Origin of the sequence: Kribbella sp. NPDC056345 (genome assembly GCF_042262745.1) — a bacterium.
In the GTDB taxonomy this organism is placed as follows: domain Bacteria; phylum Actinomycetota; class Actinomycetes; order Propionibacteriales; family Kribbellaceae; genus Kribbella.
This window is the reverse complement of sequence record NZ_JBHJQQ010000002.1, coordinates 883,756-899,842: the sequence shown is the minus strand read 5'-3', so window position 1 is coordinate 899,842 and position 16,087 is coordinate 883,756. Positions and strand designations below refer to the sequence as shown.

The window sequence follows — 16,087 nt, the reverse complement described above, 5'->3', positions numbered from 1 at the left end:
GGGGGGGGGGGGGGGGGGCGGCCCCCCCCCTCACCCGGGTCGCCCCCCGCGGGCCACAACCCCCCCCTTTTCCCCCTCTGGGTCCGGGGCCGGCCGGGGCCCGCCCACGGCACCTCTTATCCTCTGCCGATCCGGTAGCCGACACCGCGGACCGTGATGATCCAGGAACTGGATCCGAGCTTGGCCCGCAGACTCCGCACATGGGTGTCGATCGTGCGGCTCGAGTCGGCCCAGCTCGTCTCCCAGACACTGGCCATCAACTGCTTGCGCGACACCGGCTCGTCCGGATGCGACGCCAGCTTGTGCAACAGCTCGAACTCCTTGCCAGTCAGGCGGACCGGCTCACCACGCAACCGCGCCTCATGCGCTTGTACGTCGAGACTCAACGAGCCCACCGTCATCACGCGGCCCGGCTGACGGCACGGCAGCGTCCGCCGCAGTACCGCCTCGATCCTGGCCAGCATCTCCCGCGGACCGCACCGTGCATCGACACAGTCGTCCGCTCCCGCTTGCAGGGCAAGGATCCGGTCCGTCTCCGTCCCACCAGAGGAGACCGTGATGATCGGTTTGTCACCGGCACCGCGGATCGACCGGCACACCTCGAGCCCGTCGATATCGGGAAGATCCAGGTCCAGCAAGACGAAATCGGAACTCCGGTGTGCCCGCAACGCCTTGGCTCCGGTATCCACACTGCTCACCGCATATCCCTGTCTGCGCAGGTCCTGCCGTCTGGTCTCGATCTCAGCCGAGATCCCTTCGACCACAAGAACGCGCACTGTGCCCTGTGCCACTGCTCACCTCACATGCCTGTCGCAACGAGACCTCACCGGCAGCGTCCCCCCAGGACACTAAAATGATAGTGATCTTTTTTTTACCGTCAACGAAACTTGGTCATATAGTGGCCAGGCGTCACCATCTGGCCACTCTGAGCGGACTGGGCCAGATCCTTCGGGCCAGATCTAGATCGCGCTTGCGCCACCATCGACGGGGATCGCGCCGCCGGTGACGAACGAGGCCTGATCGCTGAGCAGCCAGGCCGCAGCCCGCGCAACCTCGATCGGCTCGGCCATGCGGGGCTGGATCTGCCGGGCGACCGCTCCCTGCTCCAGCGGCGGGAAGACGCGAATCGCCTCCTCGATCAACTCGGTGCGGGTGGTGCCGACGATCAGCGCGTTGATCCGGACGCCGTACTGCCCGTACTCGGCCGCAGCGGCCCGGGTCAGACCCAGTACGGCGTGCTTGGCGGCGACGTACGCCGCGCCCGCGCCCGTGGCGAACTCCCCAGCAGTGCTGGAGGTGTTGACCACCGAACCACCCGACTCCATCATCACCGGCAACTGGTGCTTGAGGCAGTTCCAGGTGCCGCGGACGTTGACGTCCATGGTGCGTTCGAAGTCCGCGTCCGGGGTCTCGTGGATGAGCGTCCCGATCGTCCCCCACCCTGCGTTGTTGAAGGCACCATTCAGCCCACCGAACGTGCTCACCGCGGTGGCAACGGCCCGCTCCACCGCATCGGCGTCGGTCACATCGCCCGGAGTCACCTCGACCCGGCCACCGGCCGCACGGATCTCCGCGGCGATCTCCTCGAGCTTGTCCTTGCGGCGAGCCATCAGTACGACGGCCGCCCCCTCGCTCACGAACCACCGGGCGGCCGCGGCACCGATGCCACTGGACGCACCGGTGATCATGATCGTCCTGCCACTCAGTGTGCGCACTGCCTCACTCACGGCCGATCCCCTTGATTCCCTTGCATTCGTCGGACACCCCGAGGGCCGGGAGCAGGCAGCGCCAGATCTCCTCGACCCGGTCGACCAGGTCCTCGTGCGCAGTCTCGACGTACGAATGCATCTGGGCGCCGGTACAGGCGTTGACGATCATCCGGGCGATCGCCTGGATGTCCACCTCGGGCTTCAGCTCGCCGTCGTCCACCGCGGACTGCAGATCGGCCGCCATCAGGCTGGTCCACTGCTGATGGGAGTTCTCCCCCGCCGGCATGAAGCGGTCCTGCTCCCAGACCAGCCGCGCGCCGGCCCGCAGCATCGGGCTCTCCGCGAGCTGCCGCGCCCACGTCCGGGTCACGTCGATCGCCCGCTGCAGACCGTGCGAACCCTCCGGCGGCACGACGAACTCCGGCTGGCCGGCCACGATCGCCCGGGCCAGCTCCTCCTTGGACCGGAAGTGGAAATACACGCCACCCAGCGTCACCCCGGCGCGGTCGGCGATCTTCATGACACTGGCACCGGAGAACCCGTTCTCCGCGAAAACCTCGGCCGCGGCCAGCATCACCGCCGCCCGGGTCCGCTCGGCGCGCGCCTGTTTCACCACCCGTGGAGTCATGAAGACACCCTCTCCCCTGCAATCTGACCCGAAACGCTTCACGAAAAGAACAACATTATTTAATTTATACGTGGACACTGGGCGGAACCACCGTCCGTGTCCCATACCTGTCGTCCCACAGGGGGGAAACCTGTCATGCCCGTGATCACTACATCCGCCGCTCCACCCATCCAAACGCTTGTCCGCAAGGACAAATCGGACGAAGCCCTGGTCACCGACTGGCGCGAACTGCCTGATCTCGTCCAGGAAGTCACGGCAATCTGGCCACAGCGTCACGTCTTCTACACAGAGCGCGACCATTACACACCATTGCTCTTCACCGAAAGCCTCCGGCAAGCACTTGCTTTACTCAGCCACCGTGTTCATTCGATTCCGCTCGGTCACCGGCTGGGCTGGGAAGAGATCAGTTCGTGGATTCTTCCGAGCGCGCTGGACGTCCAGGCCGGCGCGAAGAAGGTCACGCTCCTGGTGAGTCATCCGAGCATCACCCGGCGCCGGATGGGCTCGGTCTACCTGGTCTCGCGGATCGACGCGATCAGCGACGGCCACCGGATCGGTGGCGCCGAGGTGCGCTACAGCGCGCATCCGCCGGCCATCTACGACCGCCTCCGAGGTCCCTACGCCTCCGCGAAGGAAGCCTTCAGCAAGGCGATCCGCCTCACCGCCCCCGTCGCTCCGGCACTGGTGGGTCGGAGCGACACCCGCAACGTCGTACTGTCCCCGACCGACCAGCCCCTCAGCTGGCAACTGCGGGTCGACACCACACACAGCGTCCTGTTCGACCACCCCCACGACCACGTCCCCGGCATGGTCCTCCTCGAAGCGGCAGCCCAAGCAGCCCAAGCCACCCACCCGACCCCAGTGGCCACCACCCGCTTCGACACCAAGTTCCTCCGCTACGTCGAATTCGACCAACCCTGCATCGTCACCGCCACCCCCAACGAGGGCGTCGTCCAGGTAGCCATCACCCAATCCGGCACCCCCGTCTTCACCACCGAAGTAACCACCGAGCCCTGGCCGGTGTGATCAGCAGAAGGACAGGACGTATACGTCCGTGGCGTCGCCCGGCCGCCGATGGTGAGCGCGGCAACGACGTCCAGCGGGCCTATACGTCCTGTCCTTCGTGGATGGATCAGCGTTGGGCGAGGTAGGCGCGCCAACCGCCGTACGACGTGATGTCGGTCGCTGGATTGATTGCGTCGGCGGTGCTGAGGAAGCCTAGGATTTGGCGACCGTCGGAGAGGTTGAGTGGGCCGATCGCCAGTGGGGGCTGGATTGTTGTGGCGAAGCTGCCGAATTGTGCGGCTGGGAGGGCCCAGATTTCGACCTCGAGCTCCGCTCCATCGGGGGCTGGGGTCAGGGCGGGGCGGGGGCCGTCGACGAGGTACATCCGGTACGTCGGTGCGGTCCGGGCCGACTCGACGAGTCGCGCGCCGCGTCGTACCAGCTCGGGGTTGAGGGGCTGGCCGGTGAGGTGGGCGCCGGCGACTGCTAGCAGGATCTCATCGGTCCATTGGGCCGCTAGGTCGATGAGCGTGTAGTCGTGACCGGCTGGAGCGATCAGCTGGACGCCGAAAGGCAGGCCGTCGGCACGGTCCGGGCCGGGGAAGGCGACTGCGCAGAGGTCGAGCAGGTTGACCATGTTGGTGAAGCGACCAAGCCGGCTGTTCGTGCCGATCGGATCGGCGGCGACCTCCGCGAGGGTCGGGTGGTTGGGGGTCACCGGCAACAACAGTGCGTCCAGCGACGTCCACAGGTGCTCGCTCGCCCGGGCCAACGCGGCGAGCCGGTCGAACCCGGCGAACGCCGCCGATGCGGTCAAGGTCTCGCCGCCGCGAACGATCGTCCGTACCGTCGGGTCGACCTCAGGCACATCGTCGAGCTTGGAGCCGAAGGCCAACCAGCGTTCAGCCAGCCAGGGACCGGAGTACAGCAGGTCTGCTGCCTCGAGCAACGGCCGGATGTCGACCCGGACGACCTGCCCCAGCCGATGGGCCTCGGCGAGCATCTGCTGCCAGGCCTTCTCGTGCGGCGGATCGAGATCCAAGTCGAGATCCGGTACGCCGATCACCGGCGGACCCACCCGACCTGGCCGGCTGTGCGGCAGCGATTCGTACCGCCGTGACCACGCGTCGTCCGGATCGAAGCCGACCATCACCTCGAACGCGCGCCGAGCGGTCTCGACCGACCGCGCCATCACGGTCACGCAGTCGAGCGATCGACAGGCCGGAACCACACCACGCGCCGACACCAGACCGCGGGACGGCTTGATACCGACGAGCCGGTTGAAGGCAGCCGGCACCCGACCGCTGCCGGCCGTGTCCGTGCCGAGGGCGAAGTCGACCTGACCGGTCGCGACCGCCACCGCGCTCCCCGAGCTCGATCCACCGGAGATGTGGTCGGCCGAGAAGACCGAGTGACAGGCGCCGTACGGCGATCTCGTGCCGACCAGGCCGGTCGCGTACTGATCCAGGTTCGTCTTCCCCAGCGGTACGGCGCCGGCCGCGATCAGGCGGTCGACCACGAATGCGTTGGCCACGGCCGGCTCGACGTTGCGCGGATCACCGGCAGTGGTCGGGACACCGGCCAGATCGATGTTGTCCTTCAGCGCCATCGTGAGCCCACGCAGCGGTCCGGGCTGCGGCTCGACCGGGTCCACCCGGGTGATCCATTCCGCGTTGGTCATGCTCCCCACCTTGCCCGTTCCGCATCGAACGCCGCCCGGCGCCGTGCCCTCAGAGTCGCGATGTCCACCGGCGCCTCCCGCTCGATCCGGCGGACGTCGGCGATCGAGAAGGTGGCCGGGGAGACCGTCAGATCCGCCCGTCCGGCGGCGATCTCGGCCCGCTCATGAGCCAGCTGCGCCACACTCACCGGGGTGAACCTGATCTTGTCGAACTGCCGCAACAGCCACGGCCGCTCGTCACCGAGCCTCCACACCGGCACGGTCCGCCCGACCAGTTGATACCCGCCAGGACCCTCCATGCCGTACACACACAGGTAGATCCCGCCGATCCCGACGGCGTTCTGTGGTGTCCAGGTGCGGGCCGGGTTGTACTTCGTCGTCACCAGCCGATGCCGCGGATCGATCGGCACCGCGACCGGCGCACCGAGGTAGACATCCCCCAGCCCGACCACCAGGTACGTCGCCTGCTGGACGATCTCGAACACCTCGGCACGCTCGTCCAGATCGTTCACCCGCCGGATGAACTCGACGTTGTCCGGACACCACGGTGCATCCGGCCGGACCGAGGTCGCGTACCGGCGCATCGCCTCATGCGCTTCCGGATGGTCGAACGCGATCGGCAACGTCACCTCGCGGGCCGGCAGTACGACGGTCTCCGGGTCCGCCAGCTTTCCAGCCAGCTGGACAAGGTGTTCGGCCAGCTCGACCGGCCCCAGTCGCGAGGTGTCCAAGGCAACCAACAGCGACCGAACGCCCTCGACAATCTCTGTCACCCCGGGAGGCCGATGCTCGCGTAACGCCTCCGCGAGCAGGTGGATCCACACCCGGACAGTGAGGTCGAGCTCCGCGGATCCGGCTTCGACGAGCAGATGCCGCTCCCCAGCACAACGGATCGTGTACTGGTCCGACGCATACAGTACGTCGGGCCGGGCCGCCGTACCCGGGATTGTGGCAGCAGACAACGGTTCCTGGCGCAGATCGGCCAGCCACCTTCGTCGTTCCTTGATCGCGGCCGTCGCGTCTTCGATTGCCACTGGCCACAATCGGACTCGGTCCCCGGGCCGCAGCTGGCCGAGCATCCAGCGGTCGGCCTCGATCACCACCGCCGGTACGACGAACCCGCCCAGCGACGGACCGTCTTTGCCGACGATGACTGGGGTATCTCCGGAGAGCATGATCCCGCCGACCGGATAGGCCGAGTCGTGCACGTTCGACGGATGCAGCCCGGCCTCGCCACCGTCGCTCCGCGCCCAGCCCGGCAACGGTCCGTCCAGCCGGATCCCAGTCCGATCGGACCGATGGTCGACGATCCACTCGGTCCCGAAGAACGCCTCGACACCCTCGGCCGTCAGATGATCCGGCGCACCGTGCGGTCCCGGGATCACCCGCAGCTGCCAGCTGTCCGTAATCGCCGGCAACTCGACGTTCACCGGACTCAGCAGGTTCTCCCGACGACCCAACGGCAACTGATCACCGGCCGCGAGCGGGCGCCCGTCCTGGCCACCGAAACCACCGAGCACAAAGGTGGATCGGCTACCGAGCACCGCTGGTACGTCGAGACCACCCTCGATCGCGAGATACCCGCGCATCCCGTCCAGCGGACCGAGATCGAGGACCGCGCCGGCCGGGAGCATGACCACCAGGCCGGGCCGCACCGGCCAGCCGTCGATCGTCGCCTGCCGGGCCGCACCTCCGACGCAGATCAGCCGATCCTCGTCGCAGGTCAGCACCGGTCCGGTCTGCACACACTCCAGCCCGGCCGCATTCGACGGATTGCCGACCGCGGCGTTCACCAGGGCGAAGGTGAGCTCGTCGGCCGCACCTGACGGCGGTACGCCGACATCCCACAGTCCCGGCCGTCCGGCCAGGTCCTGCACGGTGGTCTGCAGGCCAGGGCTCAGCACCGTGACGACCGCCACCGTCACCACCAGCCCAGAAGCTGCACCGGGGTCGGGTTCCAGCCGTTGCAGGGGTTGTTGATCTGCGGGCAGTTGCTGATCAGTACCAGGAGATCGCGGCTCGCCGTCACCTCGACGTACCGGCCGGGCGCGGACAGTCCGTCGTCGAACTTCAGCTCACCGGAGGGGGTGACGGGGACGTTCATGAAGAAGTTGACGTTGTGCGTCAGTTGCCGCTGCCCGATGCCGGCGTGCGCGCCGAGGGTAAGGAACGTTTGGCGGCAGGCGTGCTGGTGCCGGGTGTGGTGGCCGTACCGGATGACGTTGCTTTCCTGCGAGCACGCACCACCGACGGTGTCGTGCCGGCCGCAGGTGTCGTCGGAGATGACCCCGAGCTCGTCACCACGCGTCGACATCAGCCGCGACCCGGTCGTCAGGTAGACGGCCTGCTGGGCACGGATCGTGTCGAACGCCGAGTACCGGTTGTCGATGTCGTGCGCGTCGTAGAACAACGTGTCGACCGCCTGATTGCCCTGCAGATCAACAATCCGCAACCGACCGCCGGCCGGGACGCTCAGCAAGGCACCCGCACCAGGCTCGACGACCTGATCCAACGCGCTCATCGGACCAACTCCAACGCCCGCACCGCTTCCGGACGCAACCCCACCGGATCCCTATCCTCCGCCGCCCCAACCTGTACGCCGACGCCTCCGGCAGGAGTCGTCGCCAACGCATGGGGTGCGGTGGAAATGAACACCAGCAAGTCCTGCTCAGCCCGAAGCGTCACGCTGGCCCCAACGGTCGCGTGACCGGGAACAAACGCCAGCGTCGCTTGGGCCGCGGCCGCTCGACTCGCGGTGGGGGGTGAGGGCGCGGGAGTTGGCGCGGCGGCTCGAGGACCGGCCGGAGCGACCTCCCCCTCCTCCACCGCGACCTTCGTGAAGAAGTTGATGGGGCCGTGGAGGTCTGCTTCTCCTAGACCGTGTTTCGTCAGCTCCAGCAGGAGGAGGGGGCTGGGGATGAAGCCGGTTAGGCAGTCGTGCCAGTCGAGGGTAGAGGCGGTGACGGTTGCCAGGGCTAGGCCGCGGTCGGACATCAGGACCAGGCCGGCGTGGATTCGGGCCGTCATCTGGGACTTCAGGGTGTCTGGGATGTTCAGGCGGTCGAGGCGATCGGAGCCGATGATCAGGACCGAGGCGTTGGCGTTGTCGGCCAGTGCGGTCAGGGTGAGGGCGCGCCCGGCTCGGATGGGGATCGACCAGGCAGCGTTGGCGGGGATGTCGTGTTTCATGCGGCCACCGCCTGGTGGTAGGCCTTCCGCTGGAGGCGGTAGGCGATCAGGCCGCCGATTCCTACGACGGCCAGGGTGATCAGCGGGAGGTAGTGGACCGGGTTGTAGACCTCCGCGCGTGGCCAGCCGAGGTTGATCGCCATCGCCAGTCCGTAGCCGACGGCAACGAGATTGACGATCAGTCCGAACCGTCCGAGCGAGAACAGCGGCCGGCCGTCCTCGTCGGTTCCGCCGGACAGTCCGCGGCCGGTGAGGCGGCGTACCAGCATCGGCGTGGTGACCAGCAGGTAGGCGATGTAGAGCAGCATGATGCAGACACTGGTCAGACCGAGGAACAAACCGGCGTTGCCCACGTTGACCACGAGGCAGACAGCGGCCAGGACGCCGGGTACGACGGTCGCCGCGACCGGGGTGCCGGTGCGGGGCGAGACGCGGCGCAGCCAGGCCGACCCGGGCAGGACGTTGTCGCGGGCCATCGAGAAGATCATCCGCGCCGCCGCGGTCTGGATCGCCAGCGTACACACGCACACCGCGAGGGCGACGTCGAGAAGCAGGAGCTTGCCGGTGGTGGTGCCGAGCCTGCTGGTCAGCACGTACGGCAGGCCTTGGGTGGCGAGGTCGCCGTCGGTCACCGAGGGCGCGGCCATCAGCGCGGCGATGATCAGGAACGCGCCACCGATGCCGGAGGCAACGACCGCGCGAATGATCGTCCGGGGCGTGATCGCGCGTGGCTTGTGTGTCTCCTCGGCCAGCTCGCCCGCACTGTCGAAACCGACCAGGACATACGCCGCCATCAACGCCGAGATCAGCAACGGAACGACGTACCCGGTCGTGTTGTCGAGGTTGGTCGTGTGCAGGACGACGGACGGGCCGCGCTCGGCCTTGCCGAACAGCAGGATCACGATCAGCACCACACCGACGAGCTCACAGGTGACGCCGACCGAGTTGACCACGGCCATGATCCGCACGCTGGTCGCGTTCAGGATCGTGGTCGCGACGAGCAGAATGCAGCCGAGTACGACGGCGTTCGCGGCGCCGTCCTTCGACGACAACGCGGGGTCGGTGCCGATCAGCTGGAAGCCGGGCCAGACCGCGGGCAGCACAACCTGCAAGGCGATCGCCGCGGCCGCGAGCGTGACAGTCTGCGCAATCACCATCGTCCAGCCCGCGAACCAGCCGACGACCGCGCCGCCGAGCCGGCGCGCCCACTGGTAGATCGCCCCGGAGAGTGGGAAGCGAGCGGCCAGCTCGGCGAAGCAGAGCGCGACCATCAGCTGCCCGACCAGCACGGCGGGCCACGTCCAGAAGAACGCCGTACCGCCGAAGCTGAAGCCGAGGCCGAAGAGCTGGAAGACCGTGGTCAGGATGGAGACGAACGAGAAGCCCGCAGCGAACGACGCATAGCTGCCGACCCGGCGGGACAACTGCTGGGCGTAGCCGAAACGGCTCAGATCATCTGCTGGGGCGGTGAGTACATCAGAGGGTGCTGACATTCCGGCCTCCGTCGAGTCGGCCCGGAACGCGCACGGCATGCCCGGGCCTCGCGGCCTCCCGGGCTTTTGTCCCGCCGTGGAACGGCACCGAAGCGCCGTCTCCCCTCTCGGACCAGACCCACCGGAATCGGCAGCGGAACCCTAGGGGCGCCCCGCCGTCCCGGCGGGTCTGTTCCAGTTCAGAACCCAACGGTTTCAGCAACACTCTTCACTTGTTGCAACCAGGTAAACGACTTCTCTCACTATCCGTTGAGATCGGAGAGGGTCTTGGGAGCTTTGCCCTGCTCGACCCACTTCACCAGCGCGCCCAGGGGGTCGGTCGGGGTGTTGGCACCGACGCAGTGGCCGGCGCCGGGGACCAGGAAGAGGCGGTAGAAGCTGTCCACGCGGCCCATCTGGTGCTCGACGCGCTTGCGGTAGTCAACGGTTCCCTGGGCCGGGATGAGGCTGTCGGCGAGTCCGTGCCAGGAGAGCAGTTTGGCGCCGGACCGCTTGAAGGCGGACAGGTCGGGGTTGTCGCTGCCGATCACCTTGTTGTACTGCGCCTGCGACTGCCGGAACAGCTTGTAGTACTGGGCGTACGTGAGCTTGCTGGTGTCGTAGCTCGGGTCGAGCTTGAGGAAGTTGCGGACCCAGCTGTCCGGGACGACGAACGGTACGGCGCTCTGCCCGACCGTGACCGCCAGCCCGTCGAACGACGTACCGCGGGTGAGGCCGTACCAGAGACCGCGCGGGCCGTCCCAGATCTTGCGGACGACGCGGGCGTCAGCGGCCGTGATCCGCACCGGCTTGCCCTCGCACAGCACCGTCTTGCCGATCAGGTGCTCCGGGGCCCAGTGGCAGTTCTGCGGCGCTTCGATGCCGCAGGCCTGGATCGCGGCCTTGGCGAACTCGTCGAACTCACACTTCGTCGGGTAGTTGTGCTCCTGGTTCATCACCACGCTCGGCCAGACCGCGGCGACCGTCCAGCGGTCCCAGTTGATCGCGGGTGAGGCGGCGAGGATGCCGTCGAAGTCGTCCGGGTGCTGCTGCGCCTCGACGTACCCCTGACGACCGCCGGTGGAGCAGCCGTTCCAGTACGAGTACGACGCCGCGCGGCCGTAGTACTGGTTGGTGACCGCCTTGCCGACCTCGGCCAGTTCGTGCTGCGACCGGGAGGCGAAGTTCTTCAGCAGGGCCTGATTGACCTTGCCGTCCTTGAGCGCCCAGTTGTCAGCGCTGAACGGTGACGGCCCGACACCCGCGTCGGTCGAGGCGACGGCGTACCCGGCCTTGACCGCGTTCGCCCAGGGCGCGCCGAACTCGCCGGCCCAGTAGCCGCTGCCGCCGAGGGCCTGGAAGCGGCCGTTCCAGCCGGTCTTGGGCAGCCAGACCACGGTCTTCACGTGGTCGCCGGCGCCCGGATGGCTGAGCTGGACGGTGACCTCGCAGTACGCCGGTACGCCGCTGACCGGGTCGTTCGGGAACGGCGGGTTGGGCGGGAAGGTGACCGTGCCACCGGGCTGGTCGACCGCCGTCACGGAGGCGATGTGGGCACCCTGCGGCGCCTGGACGGAGAGGTTCGAGCAGGCGCTGGGCTCAGCGGCCTCGCTGCTCGAGAGCGGGACCAGCGCGGCGAGCGGGACAATCGCTGCCGCCACCAGGGTCAGGATTCGTTTCATGCTGCCTACCGAACCAAGACCGCTCGGAGGCAACCAGGGATACTTTGTCCTGTGATCCAGGGCACAGGACTGAATCGGGCGATGCTCGCCGACTTCCTCCGCAGCCGGCGCGCGCAGCTGCAGCCGGAGGATGTCGGCCTGCCACGGGCCCCGCGCCGCCGGTCGGACGGCCTGCGCCGCGAGGAGATCGCGGAGCTGGCCGGGGTCTCGGCCGACTACTACAGCCGGATCGAGCAGCAGCGCGGACCGCGACCGTCAGAGCCGATCCTGAACGCACTCGCCGACGCTCTGCGGCTGAACGATGACGAGCGCAACCATCTCTTCCGGCTGGCCGGCTACCCCAATCCGCCGCGGCACCTGCACGACCGGCCGGCTCAGCACCTGCTCCGGGTCATGCACCAACTGGAGAACACGCCCGCCCAGATCTGCAGCCACCTGGGCGAGACCCTCCGGCAGAACGAGCTGTCGGTGGCCGTCTTCGGCGATCACTCTGTCTTCGAGGGGATCGAGCGGTACTGGGTCTATCGCTGGTTCCTGATCCCTTCGGAGCGCGCTCTTTACGCGGAGCAGGACCACGACCGGATCTCCCGGGCGATCGTCGCGGAGGTGCTCGCGACCCATGCCACGTCAGACCCGCAGGCGGCCGTCCTGGTCGACACCTTGCTCAGCCAGAGCCCCGAGTTCGCCGAGGTCTGGGCCGAGCATCCCGTCTTCGAGCAGGAGTGGCCGCGAATCCACCTGAACCATCCGACAGCCGGTTGGCTGGAGCTGAACAGCGACTACGTCCTCGACAGCGACCGCTCGCAGTTCCTCGCCATCTTCACCGCAGATCCAGGTTCTGCCGATGCTCAGAAGCTGGAAGCCTTGGCGTTGCGCTCGAACTTCGACCAGATCGGTGACGTGCAGTTGACGCAGGACTGACCGAAGAATTCACCCCGGGCCTGCTCGTCGCCCAGCAGCCAGAACCGGAACCAGGCCGTGATCGCGCCCCGGAACTGCCCACCGTCGGGGCTCACCACGAAGTGATCGGCACCCTTCAGCTCGGCATAGATCGCGGGCACGTGACTGCTCTGCGCGTACCGGTCGTGCACAACCGACGGCCACACGATGATGTCCGCCTGACCGGCGAAGTACAGGGCCGGGCCGTGCAGCTTCGCCGGGTCGTTGAACGGTCCGCCCTCGAGCGGCGCCACCGTGTCCACCCGCGGATCCGCACCCGCGCCGACGGCTGCGCCACCACCGAGCGAGTGACCGGTCGCCCCGACGTGGGCCAGATCGACCTTGCCCGCGAACACGCTCCCCGCCGTACCGTTCTGTGTCGTCAGGTAGTCGAGCCCAGCCAGCAGCGGCGCCGCAGAGCTGGATCGCCCTTCGCCCGCGGCCACGATGAACCCGTGCGAAGCGAAGTGCTCCAACAACGGCTGGTACGTCGAGACTGTCGCGGCCGCACCGTTGCTCCACAGGATCACCGGGTGCTTGGCACATCCGAGCGTCCCGAGCTGAGCCGGCCGAATGATCGTGGTGCCTTGCCCGTTGGAGGCCGACGTCACGGCGTACGGACCGGGGCCGGCCCAGTTCTTGTTCACCGACGGGCAACCAGCGGCCTGGGCGACCGGCGTCAGGTTGACGATCAACGCAGCGGCTGTAACGACAACGGCGAGCAGGCGTTTCACTTGAGCTCCTTCGATGGCTCTGAATCGTAAAGGTTGTCCAACGCGTCGACGTACTTGTCCCGCACCACGGAGCGCTTCAGTTTGAGCGTAGGCGTCAGCTCGCCGGAATCTGTGCCCCAAAGGGAATCCAACAGCGTCCAGCGTTTCACCTGTTCGACCCGCGACAATCTCTCGTTGCCGATCCGCACAGCCCGCTCGATCTCAGCCTGTACGGCGGGGTGCGTGGCGGCGTCGGCCGGACTCGTCACCTCGATGTGGCGTGCTGTGCACCACTGACGCCAGGCGGGATCAAGGGTGATCAGGGCAACGAGATAGGGCCGGTTGTCGCCGTGGACGTAGACGGATCCGATCAGGTCGGACGCCGAGGAGAGGGCCTGCTCGACGTTGGCGGCGGAGATGTTCTTGCCGGCCGCGTTGATGATGAGTTCCTTCTTGCGGCCGACGATCGAAAGGTAGCCGTCGGCATCGATCCGGCCGAGGTCGCCGGTGTGCAGCCAGCCGCCGATGAAGGTGTCGGCGGTCGCGTCCGGACGGTTCAGATAGCCGGGCGAGATGATCCGGCCGCGGGCCAGCAGTTCGCCGTCCTCGGCCAGGCACAGCTTGACACCGGGCAGTGCGCGGCCGACCGTGCCGAGGCGTGGTTCGCTCAGCGAGTTGAGCGTCAGGACGGCGGAGGTCTCGGTCATCCCGTACGCCTCGACGATCGTCACGCCGATCCCGCGGAAGAAGACCAGCACCTCCTTCGAGATCGGCGCTGCACCGCTCACCGCGACCAGCATCTCGTTCAGCCCGAGTGCGCGGCGGATGCTCCGATAGACCAGCCGCTCGAACACGGCGTGCTGGAGCCGAAGGCCCGGTCCGGCCCCCGTGCCGAACCGGGCCCGCCCGACCTCCCGCGCCACGACAATCGCGCGCCGGAGCAGCGCCCGCCGTACTGGGGATTGCTCGGTGACGGTTCGCTCGGTGACGGCACCGAGCAGCTTCTCCCAGACGCGCGGGACCGCGAGGAACACGTGCGGCTGGATGGCGGGCAGGTTGTCGGCCAGCGTGTGCAGTTCGCGGACATACGTCACCGTCGAGACGAGCGCCGTACCGAGGTAGTGGGTGATCATCCGCTCGGCCAGGTGGGCGAGCGGGAGGTAGGAGACCTGGGTGCGTCCCGGCTCGGGGATCTTGCCTAGGTCCTCGGCCACGCGGGTGAGGATCCCGGTTAGGACCGTGCAGATACCGGCGTGGGTGACGAGGGTGCCCTTCGGCGGTCCCGTCGTACCGGAGGTGTAGATGATCGTCGCCGGATCGTCGGGCTGGACCTTCGCCGCTGCCTCGTGGACCTCGGCGATCCGGTCCGGGAGCGAGGCTTGGGCTGCTGCGGTCAGCACTTCGAACGACAGCACACCGGCTGGTGCCTGGCCCATGACGACGATCGTCCGGAGCTCCGGCAGGCTGTCCTTGATCGCCAGCCAGGTGGGCAGGAACTCCCTCTCGACGATGCACACCTTGCACGCCGAGTCGGCTGCCACATAGGCGAGCTGCTCGGCGGCAAGCGTGTTGTAGTACGACGAGGGTGTCGCGCCGGCGAGCATTGCGCCGACATCGGCCAGGACGTGGTCGGCCCGGTTCACCAGTTGCAGGCCGACCACGTCACCGGGTTCGATGCCGAGGTCCAGCAGGGCGAGTGCGATCGCCTGGGCCTGCCGTTCGTACTCGGCCCAGGTGAGCCGGCGCTCGCCGTCGACGATCGCCATCACGTCACCGTGCTCGGCCGCGTTCCGGCGTACCAGGTCGATCACCGTGTCGGTCATGGTCGTTAGCAGGAGGTTCTTGCGGGGCGGTTCTGGAAGCGGGCGCCCAGCCAGTTCAGGGCGTTCGTTCCCCAGAGGGAGACTGTGGCGACGTGACCGCCGAGTGGGATCACGTGCCATTCGAGAGTGGCGCCGGCTGCGCAGTAGCGGTCCTTCAACTGCAGGGCGCCCTGGTAGGGGATCAGCTCGTCGGCTGTGCCGTGGTAGAGGTAGACCGGCGCGGACGGTTTGACGTTGCCGAGCAGGTTCTCGTTGAGACGCTTCTGCCAGCGCGGATCCTTGATCACGTTGGGAGTCGTGGTGAAGTCGTTGAGCCTGCGGCCCGGCGCGAGTAACGCGATCTCGGCGACACAAGCCTGCTTGATCTTCGCGAACAGCTCCTTGCCTTGTGTCGTGAGCACGCTGTCCAGCGGAACCTCCGGGTACGCCGACGCGAGGCCGATCGCGGCAGCGGCCACCAGGCCGAATCCGATGCCACCATCGTTGCTCGCGGCAACCAGGCCGAGGTCGGCGGGCACCCCGCCGGTCGCCGTACCGACGACTTTGAGCTCCGGTGCGTACGACGCCGCCTGCTCGGCCGCCGCGGCTGCCGCCTGGCCGCCTTGGGAGTAGCCGAAGACGCCGATCGGTGCGGCCGGATCCAGCCCTGCGGCAGGGAGGCGCGTGGCCGCGCGGGCGACATCCAGGAGCGCACGGCCCTCGGACTTCGCGGTCGCGTAGGTGTGCGTTCCCGGCGTACCCAGTCCTTCGTAGTCGGTCAGCGCGACCGCCCAGCCCTTGGTGATCGCCTGCGCGATGAACGCGACCTCGACCTCGGTACCGGTCCGGATCTGGTACGACGGTGCGCACTGATCGCCGAGGCCTTGCGTGCCCATGGCGTACGCCACGACCGGGCGTTTCCCCGGGCCCGGCCAGGCCGTGAGCGGGGTGATGACGGTGCCGGATACGGCGTTCGGCGTACCGGTGGCCGAGGTGGAGCGGTACAGGACCTGGTCCGCGCGGGTCGGGACGGGGAAGAGCCGGAGGATGTCGACGTACAGATCGACCTTCCGGGTCTTGAGGACATCGCCTGCCTTCCCGGTCGGGAGCGGGTCCGGTGCCGTGTAGAAGGGGTCGTTCTGCGGGGTCGGTGGGCGGTCGTCGGCCGAGGCGGGCACGACGACCGCACAGGACAGGCCGGCGACGGCGAGTCCGGTGACGAGTCTGCGGATCACGATGGTTACCTCCGGGGCGGGATAGTGGTAAC

14 protein-coding genes and 1 riboswitch are annotated in these 16,087 nt (G+C 67.9%); of the genes, 2 read left to right on the top strand and 12 right to left on the bottom strand.

Features of this window, described 5'->3' with window-relative positions; all coding sequences use genetic code 11:
• Positions 1–116 precede the first annotated feature (116 nt).
• The 3 genes from ACFCV3_RS09945 to ACFCV3_RS09935 all read right to left on the bottom strand — a co-directional run bounded on the left by ACFCV3_RS09945 (position 117) and on the right by ACFCV3_RS09935 (position 2,337).
• Complete coding sequence (locus ACFCV3_RS09945; protein WP_376028734.1) at positions 117–764, bottom strand: response regulator transcription factor; 648 nt, start codon at positions 762–764, stop codon at positions 117–119.
• Positions 765–959: 195 nt separating this feature from the next.
• A complete protein-coding gene (locus ACFCV3_RS09940) occupies positions 960–1,727 on the bottom strand; it encodes an SDR family NAD(P)-dependent oxidoreductase (RefSeq protein ID WP_376028198.1) in 768 nt (255 codons plus the stop codon).
• The gene (locus ACFCV3_RS09935) at positions 1,720–2,337 is read right to left on the bottom strand and encodes a ScbR family autoregulator-binding transcription factor (RefSeq protein ID WP_376028195.1); all 618 of its coding nucleotides are present in this window, start codon (positions 2,335–2,337) and stop codon (positions 1,720–1,722) included. Before ACFCV3_RS09935 ends, ACFCV3_RS09940 begins: the two co-directional genes overlap by 8 nt.
• A gap of 135 nt (positions 2,338–2,472) precedes the next feature.
• Here ACFCV3_RS09935 and ACFCV3_RS09930 point away from each other — a divergent pair, with 135 nt between their 5' ends.
• Positions 2,473–3,363 (top strand): ScbA/BarX family gamma-butyrolactone biosynthesis protein, encoded by an 891-nt coding sequence (locus ACFCV3_RS09930; protein WP_376028192.1) that lies wholly within the window; start codon positions 2,473–2,475, stop codon positions 3,361–3,363.
• 106 nt (positions 3,364–3,469) lie between these two features.
• Here ACFCV3_RS09930 and ACFCV3_RS09925 read toward each other — a convergent pair whose 3' ends face one another.
• From ACFCV3_RS09925 to ACFCV3_RS09900, 6 genes are all read right to left on the bottom strand, one after another.
• Positions 3,470–5,023: an allophanate hydrolase gene (locus ACFCV3_RS09925; RefSeq protein ID WP_376028191.1), complete on the bottom strand. Its 1,554-nt coding sequence runs from the start codon at positions 5,021–5,023 to the stop codon at positions 3,470–3,472.
• Positions 5,020–6,942, bottom strand: a complete 1,923-nt coding sequence (locus ACFCV3_RS09920; RefSeq protein WP_376028189.1) for a 5-oxoprolinase/urea amidolyase family protein — start codon at positions 6,940–6,942, stop codon at positions 5,020–5,022. Before ACFCV3_RS09920 ends, ACFCV3_RS09925 begins: the two co-directional genes overlap by 4 nt.
• A 2-nt stretch (positions 6,943–6,944) precedes the next feature.
• Entirely contained in the window at positions 6,945–7,544 is a 600-nt protein-coding gene (locus ACFCV3_RS09915; protein ID WP_376028186.1) for an urea amidolyase associated protein UAAP2, read from the bottom strand.
• The gene (locus tag ACFCV3_RS09910; protein WP_376028184.1) at positions 7,541–8,212 is read right to left on the bottom strand and encodes a DUF1989 domain-containing protein; all 672 of its coding nucleotides are present in this window, start codon (positions 8,210–8,212) and stop codon (positions 7,541–7,543) included. The genes ACFCV3_RS09915 and ACFCV3_RS09910 overlap by 4 nt, the downstream gene beginning before the upstream one ends.
• The gene (locus ACFCV3_RS09905; RefSeq protein WP_376028182.1) at positions 8,209–9,705 is read right to left on the bottom strand and encodes an amino acid permease; all 1,497 of its coding nucleotides are present in this window, start codon (positions 9,703–9,705) and stop codon (positions 8,209–8,211) included. Before ACFCV3_RS09905 ends, ACFCV3_RS09910 begins: the two co-directional genes overlap by 4 nt.
• Positions 9,706–9,758: 53 nt before the next feature.
• Positions 9,759–9,861, bottom strand: a riboswitch (guanidine-I (ykkC/yxkD leader).
• 86 nt (positions 9,862–9,947) lie between these two features.
• On the bottom strand, positions 9,948–11,366 hold the full coding sequence (locus tag ACFCV3_RS09900) for a tannase/feruloyl esterase family alpha/beta hydrolase (protein ID WP_376028180.1): 1,419 nt from the start codon (positions 11,364–11,366) through the stop codon (positions 9,948–9,950).
• Between the two features lie 51 nt (positions 11,367–11,417).
• Here ACFCV3_RS09900 and ACFCV3_RS09895 point away from each other — a divergent pair, with 51 nt between their 5' ends.
• Positions 11,418–12,287 (top strand): helix-turn-helix transcriptional regulator, encoded by an 870-nt coding sequence (locus ACFCV3_RS09895; protein WP_376028178.1) that lies wholly within the window; start codon positions 11,418–11,420, stop codon positions 12,285–12,287.
• Here ACFCV3_RS09895 and ACFCV3_RS09890 read toward each other — a convergent pair.
• The 3 genes from ACFCV3_RS09890 to ACFCV3_RS09880 are packed head-to-tail and all read right to left on the bottom strand — an operon-like array spanning position 12,215 to position 16,055.
• The gene (locus tag ACFCV3_RS09890) at positions 12,215–13,039 is read right to left on the bottom strand and encodes a hypothetical protein (protein WP_376028176.1); all 825 of its coding nucleotides are present in this window, start codon (positions 13,037–13,039) and stop codon (positions 12,215–12,217) included. The two genes, ACFCV3_RS09895 and ACFCV3_RS09890, sit on opposite strands and share 73 nt — an antisense overlap.
• The gene (locus tag ACFCV3_RS09885) at positions 13,036–14,841 is read right to left on the bottom strand and encodes an AMP-dependent synthetase/ligase (RefSeq protein ID WP_376028174.1); all 1,806 of its coding nucleotides are present in this window, start codon (positions 14,839–14,841) and stop codon (positions 13,036–13,038) included. The genes ACFCV3_RS09890 and ACFCV3_RS09885 overlap by 4 nt, the downstream gene beginning before the upstream one ends.
• Before the next feature lie 5 nt (positions 14,842–14,846).
• Entirely contained in the window at positions 14,847–16,055 is a 1,209-nt protein-coding gene (locus ACFCV3_RS09880; RefSeq protein WP_376028171.1) for a lipase family protein, read from the bottom strand.
• Positions 16,056–16,087: the final 32 nt, after the last annotated feature.